The following is an 8,108-nucleotide window of genomic DNA, read 5'->3' as shown; positions in this document are numbered from 1 at the left end:
GCGACGCTCCGAGACGAACGTCTTGATAGGGAACATCGTTCGTCGGGTGACGCGGCCGCGTCACCCTTGCCTGCTGTGACTTCCAGCTACTGCTGAGAACTGACCAACAATCCTCTACCCAAGAGCGTAAGTAGTATCTATACACTATGTAGTTTCCAGCGTAGGATTTTTTGCTTATGCCTACCAAATATACTAATTATGAAACAAAATGCTTCGATTCTCCACGTCGATGATGAACCAAGCTTTACTGAATTGGTACAGACCTTCTTGGAACGTCAAAACGAGAAATTTGATGTTGAGACGGCTAATCGAGTCGATGAAGGCTTGGATCGTGTTTCGGCAGATAATATCGACTGTATCGTATCTGACTATGAGATGCCCGGAAAAAATGGAATTGAATTTCTGAGGGCTCTCCGTTCAAAGTTACCGAATCTCCCGTTTATACTATACACTGGAAAAGGAAGTGAGGAGATTGCAGGCGACGCGATTTCTGCTGGTGCGACAGACTACATTCAAAAACAGAGCGGGACGGATCACTACACGTTACTAGCTAATCGGATTCAGAATGCCGTTGAACAGTACCACACAGAAGCGACAGCAAAACGAACGGATGAACGGTATCATAACCTAGTGGATACCGCACCTATCCCGATACTTTTGTTTGATACTGATGGCCGGTCCGTCTACGCAAATGATTCAGCCGTGACTTTCCTCAATGCAGACTCACACGCAGACCTAGAGAACGAGGCATTTACTCAGTTCCTTCATGCCGAAGATCAAGAAACCGCAAGTGAGCGGTTTCGAACACTCATGAGTGAAGGTGGTCACGCCCCAGAGATCGAGTATCGAATTAGAGCAATCGATGGTGAAATTAAAAAAGCTACAGTCACAACGGCGTATGGCTATTATCAAGGTGAAAAAGTTGCACAAGCTATGATTCACGTTTGATCTGTATCTCCGTGACCTGTGCTGACCGATTGAGAGCGTGAAATATCACATGAAAATAATTATAAAAATTTTATGATTAACCACACGTTTTTGTTCAGTTCGATTGTGGAACGTTATCACAGAGACACTTTGATTTAGCTCGGAGTGACCCCTGTGTCAAGTCTCCTCATAAATCCTAAACGAGATTCAGTTTTTCGCTGAATCGCCGATGGTTTGATTACCATGTGTACTACAGTTCCCATCGCTACTGGATGTGGGCTCTGGCGTTTGTACCAGCAGCCCGCCGTTGTCCTCGTGAGCGACAGTGATTGCGCTTAGAACATAACAGTCAGCTGTACATCACCTCACGCACGTCGCTCGGCGAGTAGTGTTCCGGTTTGACCGGACTCAGATACTCGGCTGACAGTAGGTAGCCATTCCGGAGGTATCCTGTTCCGATGCTCCGGAGTACAGGTTGGGGAACGTACCCCACGATCTCGACGTATCGAGACGGAGCATTTGTCGCACAGAGGACGAAGTAATCCGCCTTGTCGATTTCGTCCTCTGCCACCCACTGTTCGGGGGAACGCATCTTCCGTGTCGCCTTCACTTGGAAGGTGTCTGTTCCGTCTCCCCAAGTTGCTGGTGCCACCACATCGACACCGTCGTCGCCACAGTAATCGGGGTAGATTCTGACGTCGATTGCCCCCTCTTGCCACGTAGCAACCGCCACTTCGCTGGCAACACCAAGGAGATGGTTCCGGTAGGAACGATCGGAGCAGTCTTGTGGCGAACGCTGGTGTGCGTGCTCAGTCAGCATCTCGCTGATGTGTTGATCAAATTCGACGCGAGCATAGTTCGACCGGCCAACATCAGCAGCTGATTCTAGTGGAAGCAGCGCACTCTGTTCTTCTCGGCTGTTGCGTTCGGATGAACGCGGAGAGTCTGGCTTGGACATTGATATCTCTCATCGGTGCCCTACCATCGCGCACTCATGCTACTGGATGTGGGCTCTGGCGGGCTCTGCGCCCTTTTTACAGGGCGTCTGAGAACGTTGCTACGTGAGTATAAAAACGTCCGTGCCCAAACTCACAATTTGTGAGTTTTATATATGCGCCATAGGTTTGATCCAGTATGGACGAGCAGTATGAGGAGTTCGTACATGTCCTACACATATATGATGGGCAAAATGGTGAGTGTGCGTTTGGACATGATCATGGTAGCTACGGCATTCTCACCGGTGATGATGAACTGATCAAACCGGTGGGTTTCATTAATGGCAGTATGTATGCTGCTCTTCGAGCACTATACGGGGATATTCCGATAATACCAGATCGAGAAGTAATACCATTTCAAATCGCTCTTGCTGGTAAGCCAGCAATGGCAACATATCACTACATGGCACACTTTCAGTACTACACCAACCTCGGTCCTCGGCATGATGAGGGAAAACGAGAGCTTGCTGAGAATATGGGTGTTTCTCGTGAGACTGTTCAGAAGTACTTCAGACGAGTTGCGAAAGACGCTTCAGAGATTAAAATTGGAGGTACTAGCGATCGTCATCTCTGGAGATAATCAACAATATCGTCGCATTCTGTCCTGTCTCAGTCTAGTGCGGTAGCTGGACGCTCCTTTTCTGTTTTGTCCTCGACGAATTCTATCAATTCCTAAGCCCACGCAGGATGACGGGCGAGTACTCCGGTCTCGTATTCGAAAAGTACGACGAGTTCGACCTGTAGTAACTTCCGCTAAGTGATGGTCCACAGTAGTCTCAGGTCCGCCGGGTAGACTGGTTTGATTCCCACACATCTGATTTTGTCTTCTACATGAGAAGTCACGTTCCGATCGGCTCCTTCACACGGAGCAGGTCGGCGGTTCTCGCTGTGTTCAACCCAACTGAGGATTATTCGCGCAGACCAAGCAGACATTCGCGTACACCGGAGATCGTGGAAACCAATGGACTCCTTCACGCAAAACCGCCAGCCCCTGCGCCACCAATCAGAATTGTGGTTCGAATATTATGTGATCTTCCCGATACGTAAGCCCATTTTTGACACGAGAGAGGCTCTAAAGTGACTAAGCGGCCATTCTGTTGTGTCAGAATATTGACTGGGTTGGGGCGGATTCGAACCGCCGGCCTGCTCCGTGTGAAGGAGCCGTCATAACCTGGCTAGACCACCAACCCGCTCGTGTCGAGGTATCCGACTGCCGGACTTAAGAGTTACCTTCCGCCGAACGGTTCATCCCGCGGCCGACCGAATCGCCCTCGTGACCCACGAACTCCGCGTCCTCGAACGCCTCCGGCAGGGCGTCGCGAGCCTCCTCCACGCGCCGCTGTCGCTCGTCGGCCTCTACGCCGAGCGCGAGACGCCCCGCGAGCAGTACGCACTCACGCTCCGCGAGCCGTACCCGATCGTCGAGGCGCAGCTTCACCGACTCGGGTTCGTCCGCAACCTCGTCTCCTCGCTCAAGTACCGCGACTACGAGACGCCCCCGGAGACGACCGTCGCGAGCTGGGTCCGGTACCCCGAGGGCGCGCTCGCGAGCGACGACCAACTCCACCTCGCCTTATACGTCGGCGCCGACCGCTCGACGACCGACGTGTACGCCCACTGGGAGCCGTCGTGGATCCGCCACCCGATCCGGCACTACCGCGCGAGTGACGTCGGCGCCGAGAACGGAGTTCGGCGCGCCCGCTCGCTGTTCGAGGCGGCCGGCATCGAGTACGCGGTGGTGCCCGCGGAGAAACGGATCGGCGGCGACGCGGCCGCGACGGCCGAGCCGCCGAGACGGTGAGGCGGTGAGGCGGTGAGGCGGTGAGGCGGTGAGGCGGTGAGGCGGTGAGGCGGTGAGGCGGTGAGGCGGTGAGGCGGTGAGGCGGTGAGGCGGTGAGGCGGTGAGGCGGTGAGGCGGTCGGCGTGCGATTACTCCGCGGCGGCGTCCTTGCCGCGGTACTCCGCGACGCGCTTCCGGGCGGACGCCACCGCCTCGCGGGCCTCTCCCTCGGCGCGCTCTTCGAGTTCCTTTAAATCCGCCTGAAGCTTGTCCAGCCGCGAGGGTTCTGGCTCCTCCTCCTCGCGGCCGACGAGCTCTTTCACCCGCGCCTCGACGGGCTCCAGCTCTTCCACGACGCCCGCCTTCGCGTGCTCCGCCGCTCGACCGAGGTAGTACCGCGCGTCTTCGAAGTGCTTGCTCATATCTGTCCTTTGGTGGAGGGCAGATATAACCTTTGTGGCGGCGCGGTGAGGACAGAATTCTGGTCGCGTCGCGCGGACGAACGGGATTGACGCCGCCTTCGGAGGCTCTCACTCCCGCGCGCCCGGCGGCAGCGGGTCGGCGTGGTCCGCGATCGCCTCGGCGACGCGGTGCGGGTGCTCGTGGACGACCCAGTGCGTCGCGTCGTCGAGCGCGAGCAGACGGCCGTCGACGCAGCGCTCGACGCTCTCGTTGGCCAGCCGCCGCGCGAGGAACCGGTCTTTCGCGCCCCAGATCACGAGTGTCGGAACCGACACCTCCGTCTTCGGCGGCTCCGGGCGGTCGCGGACGATCGCGCGGTACCAGTTCACCATCGCCTCGAAGGCGCCGTCGCGGTCCCACGCCCGACGGTACCGCCGCAGGTCCTCGTCGGTGAAGGTGCCGGGCGCGCTCGTGTCGCGCAGCGCGTTCGTCGCGAGCCGCCAGTTCCCGGCGCTCGCGACCGCCTCGGGCAGCTTCGGAAGCTGGAACGCCAATACGTACCAGCTCTTGAGCCGCTGGTCCCACGACCCCCGCAACGCGCGTTCGAAGACCGTCGGGTGCGGGACGTTGACCGCGACCAGCTCCGAGACCCTGTCCTCGTGGGCGAGCGCGAGCCACCACGCCACCGCGGCGCCCCAGTCGTGGCCCGCGACGGCCGCCGTCTCCCGATCGTAGGCGTCGATCAGCCCGACGACGTCGCGTGCGAGTTCGTCGATCCGGTAGTCTCGCACGGCCGACGGCTTCGCCGAGAGGTTGTAGCCCCGCTGGTCGGGAACGACGACGCGGTAGCCCGCGTTCGCGAGCGGCGCGATCGCCTCGTGCCAGCCGTACCAGAACTCGGGGAAGCCGTGGAGCAACACGAGGAGCTTCCCGTCTTCGGGGCCGGCCTCGACGACGTGGAGCGGGACGCCGTTCGCCTCGACCGCGCGGGATCGACCCGGGATCGACTCGGGAATCTCGTCGTCCGGAATCGGTTCCGGCAGCGCCGCCTCGTCGACCGGGCGGCCGGTGGGCGCGTCGTCCATACCGATACCGTGCGTCGGCACCGCCAAATAGGTACGCTCGGCCGAGGATACCGGGGATCGAAATCCTCAAGCCGCTGGCAACCGCCGTTCCGGGTATATACGCAAATCCCCGCGCTCGCCCGCAGTGAGCGCGTTCTGTGGGGATTCGCACCGTACCTATGACATCCGATTCGTCGACATCTCCCGCTGCGGACGCGAACGCGTCGAGCGACGACGCGACCGTCTCGAACGTCGTCCTCGTCACGGTGGACTCGCTGCGCGCGGACGCCGTCTCCCCGTACGACGCGGCGCGGCGCTCGCCGGTCATCGACGATCTCGCCGACGGCGGGACGGTGTTCGACCGCGCGTTCGCGACCGGCAACTGGACGCCCTTCTCGTTCCCGTCCATCCTCGCGTCGGAGCCGGTGTTCGCCCGGAACGGCGACATCGGCGTCGCGGAGTCGACGACCCTCGCGGAAACGCTCTCCGACGCCGGGATCGCGACCGGCGGCTTCAACGCCGCGAACGGCTTTCTCACCGACCACTGGGGGTACCCCGACGGGTTCGACGAGTTCGAGCCGTTCGTCACCAGCGTCGGCTCCAGCGTCTACAGCCGGTACCTCGCGGCGCACCCGACCGTCGAGGCGTGGATCCAGCTCGCGACCTCGCCGGTCCGGCGGCTCGGCTCGAAGCTCCGGGGCGACAGCGACGACCGCCCGTTCCTCGACGCCTCGCGCATGTTCGACGTCGAGGACGCCGCGACCGCGTTCGTCGACGACACCGACGAGCCGTTCTTCCTGTGGGTCCACTACATGGACACCCACACCCCGTACGTCCCCGCGCCGCGGTACATCCGCGAGGTCTCCGACGGCATCGTCGGCACCCATCAGATGCTTCACGCGCACGCCCGGACGAGCCTCGGCCTCGAAGTCGGCGAGCGGACGCTCCGCGAGCTCCGGACCCTGTATCAGGCGACGGTGCGGCAGGTCGACGCCAGTGTCGGGCGGCTGCTCGACTCCTTGGACGCCGCCGGCGTCCGCGACGACACCGCGGTGCTGCTCGCGGGCGACCACGGCGAGGAGTTCCAGGAACACGGGCACCTCGCCCACTACCCGAAGCTGTACGACGAGCTGATCCGCGTCCCGCTCGTGGCCGACGTTCCCGGGCTCGACGGGGGGCACGTCGACGGCCACGTCGGGCTCGACGCGATCCCGCCGACGGTCGCCGACCTGCTCGGGGTCGACGCGCCCGACGAGTGGCACGGCAAGTCGCTCCTGCCGGCGCTCCGGGGCGAGGCGGGCGATTCGGCGACAAGCGACGGGTCCACGGCCGACCCGGTCGTCTCGGTGACCGTCCGCGGCGAGGAGGTGACCCAGCAGCCGATCCCCCGGTCGCTGTCGGACGGCGACCTGTTCGTCAGCGCGCGCGACGACGACTGGACGTACATCGAGAACGTCGACGCCGGCGAGCGGGAGCTGTACCACCGCCCCTCGGACCCGACCCAACAGGAGAACCTCGCGGTCGACCCGGACGAGGAGGCGCAGGCGGTCATCGACCGGTTCGCACCGGTCGTCGACGCCCACGCGGAACTGCTCCGCGAGCGCGGCGCGGCGGCCGAAGCGGCCGCCGCCGAGCGCGGCGAGGACGGCGGCGACGAGGTCGACGAAGACCTCGAAGCCCGCCTCGAAGCGCTCGGGTACAAATGATCCGAGCGGTCCTGCGCGACCTCGCGAGCGGGCCGATCGCGGTCCAGCTCCGCCGGTTCGTCGTCGTCGGCGCGCTCACTGCGGGGCTCCAGCTGGCGCTTCTGTGGCTGTTCGTCGACACCGCGGAGCTGAACTACCTCGTCGGCGCGACGATCGCCATCGAGATAACGATCATCTGTTCGTACGTCCTCAACAACGCGTGGACGTTCCGCGCGAGCCGGAACACGGGCGTCTCGGAGTACCTCACCGGACTGCTGAAGACGAATCTCGTTCGCGGCACCGCGATCCCGATCCAGCTCGGCGTGCTCGCCGCGCTCGTCGAGTGGGGGAATATCATGTACCTCGTCGCGAACGTGGTCGCGATCCTCGTCAGCGGCCTCTACCGCTTCGTGCTCGACGCGCGGTGGACGTGGGGGTAGGTCCGTCGCGACGGACGCCGTCGCCGAACGGAACTGGCGGCGCTCGACGCCACGCCAGTCCCGCTCGGCGGCTCAGAAGGGGAGCCGAGGCTCGACGCGCTCGACGAGGTCGCGGACCGCCTCCTGCTTGTAGTAGCCCACCGCGGAGGCGACGACGACGAGCGCGACGAGCGCCATCGCCGAGAGGAACCGCCCGCTCGCGAGTTCGCCGCCCGCGTACACCGTCAGCACGTACGCCGGAAGCCGTCCGACGGCGATGACGCCGATGAAGGTCGGGAGCGACCACTTGGTGAGCCCGCTCAGAAAGCAGATCGCGTCGTCGGGGAGTCCCGGAATGATCACGAACGCGAACAGCCCGGGAATACCGACGGTGTCGACGAATCCGTCGAACCGGGCGATCACGTCCTCGTGGATGACTCGCTCGACGAAGGAGCGCCCGTACCGCTTCGAGAGCGAGAAGGCGACCGCGCTGCCGATGAGGACGCCCGTGAGGCTGTACACCGTCCCGGCGAGCGGACCGAAGAGGTAGCCCGCGACGAGGGCGACGACCTGTCCCGGAATCGGGGCGACGATGACTTGGAGGGCTTGGATGCCGACGAAGACGATCGGGGCGAAGATCCCGAACCCGTCGAGCCACGTCCGAAGGGCCTGCGTGTCGGTGATGAAGCCCGCGTAGCGGCTCACGAAGACGTAGAGCCCGACCGCGAGGACCGCGACACCCACCGCGGCCGCGATCCCCCGCCGGCGGTCCGCCCGCGAGGAGAAGAGTCTCATTCGTGTCGTAGCGGGCGGCAGAGCGACTTGAAGCTTACCAC

At 62.2% G+C, this 8,108-nt stretch carries 9 protein-coding genes and 1 tRNA gene; 5 read left to right on the top strand and 5 right to left on the bottom strand.

Annotated features, from left to right (window positions below):
- Window positions 1-198 precede the first annotated feature (198 nt).
- Window positions 199-948 (top strand): response regulator, encoded by a 750-nt coding sequence (locus EXE46_RS12065; RefSeq protein WP_137688639.1) that lies wholly within the window; start codon window positions 199-201, stop codon window positions 946-948.
- Window positions 949-1,276: 328 nt separating this feature from the next.
- On the opposite strand, the gene EXE46_RS12060 is transcribed toward EXE46_RS12065, so the two are convergent.
- The gene (locus EXE46_RS12060; RefSeq protein WP_137688638.1) at window positions 1,277-1,660 is read right to left on the bottom strand and encodes a hypothetical protein; all 384 of its coding nucleotides are present in this window, start codon (window positions 1,658-1,660) and stop codon (window positions 1,277-1,279) included.
- A 401-nt stretch (window positions 1,661-2,061) separates the two neighbouring features.
- Between EXE46_RS12060 and EXE46_RS12055 the strand changes: the two genes are divergently transcribed.
- Window positions 2,062-2,502 carry a hypothetical protein gene (locus EXE46_RS12055; RefSeq protein WP_137688637.1) on the top strand — a complete coding sequence of 147 codons (441 nt, stop codon included), beginning with the start codon at window positions 2,062-2,064 and terminating at the stop codon, window positions 2,500-2,502.
- A gap of 535 nt (window positions 2,503-3,037) precedes the next feature.
- Here EXE46_RS12055 and EXE46_RS12050 read toward each other — a convergent pair.
- Window positions 3,038-3,112: transfer RNA gene (locus EXE46_RS12050), tRNA-Val, on the bottom strand.
- An 83-nt stretch (window positions 3,113-3,195) separates the two neighbouring features.
- Here EXE46_RS12050 and EXE46_RS12045 point away from each other — a divergent pair.
- Complete coding sequence (locus EXE46_RS12045) at window positions 3,196-3,723, top strand: hypothetical protein (RefSeq protein ID WP_137688636.1); 528 nt, start codon at window positions 3,196-3,198, stop codon at window positions 3,721-3,723.
- 128 nt (window positions 3,724-3,851) lie between these two features.
- Here EXE46_RS12045 and EXE46_RS12040 read toward each other — a convergent pair whose 3' ends face one another.
- Window positions 3,852-4,124: a hypothetical protein gene (locus EXE46_RS12040; RefSeq protein ID WP_137688635.1), complete on the bottom strand. Its 273-nt coding sequence runs from the start codon at window positions 4,122-4,124 to the stop codon at window positions 3,852-3,854.
- Window positions 4,125-4,232: 108 nt separating this feature from the next.
- On the bottom strand, window positions 4,233-5,189 hold the full coding sequence (locus tag EXE46_RS12035) for an alpha/beta fold hydrolase (protein ID WP_137688634.1): 957 nt from the start codon (window positions 5,187-5,189) through the stop codon (window positions 4,233-4,235).
- Between the two features lie 158 nt (window positions 5,190-5,347).
- Here EXE46_RS12035 and EXE46_RS12030 point away from each other — a divergent pair, with 158 nt between their 5' ends.
- Window positions 5,348-6,874 (top strand): sulfatase, encoded by a 1,527-nt coding sequence (locus tag EXE46_RS12030; protein WP_137688633.1) that lies wholly within the window; start codon window positions 5,348-5,350, stop codon window positions 6,872-6,874.
- Window positions 6,871-7,293 (top strand): GtrA family protein, encoded by a 423-nt coding sequence (locus EXE46_RS12025; RefSeq protein WP_137688632.1) that lies wholly within the window; start codon window positions 6,871-6,873, stop codon window positions 7,291-7,293. Before EXE46_RS12030 ends, EXE46_RS12025 begins: the two co-directional genes overlap by 4 nt.
- 72 nt (window positions 7,294-7,365) lie before the next feature.
- Here EXE46_RS12025 and EXE46_RS12020 read toward each other — a convergent pair whose 3' ends face one another.
- Entirely contained in the window at window positions 7,366-8,067 is a 702-nt protein-coding gene (locus EXE46_RS12020; protein WP_137688631.1) for a TVP38/TMEM64 family protein, read from the bottom strand.
- Window positions 8,068-8,108 lie beyond the last annotated feature (41 nt).

This window comes from Halorubrum sp. GN11_10-6_MGM (genome assembly GCF_005435165.1).
In the GTDB taxonomy this organism is placed as follows: Archaea; Halobacteriota; Halobacteria; order Halobacteriales; family Haloferacaceae; genus Halorubrum.
The sequence above is the reverse complement of the archived record's forward strand: the minus strand, read 5'-3'. Positions and strand labels throughout refer to the sequence as shown.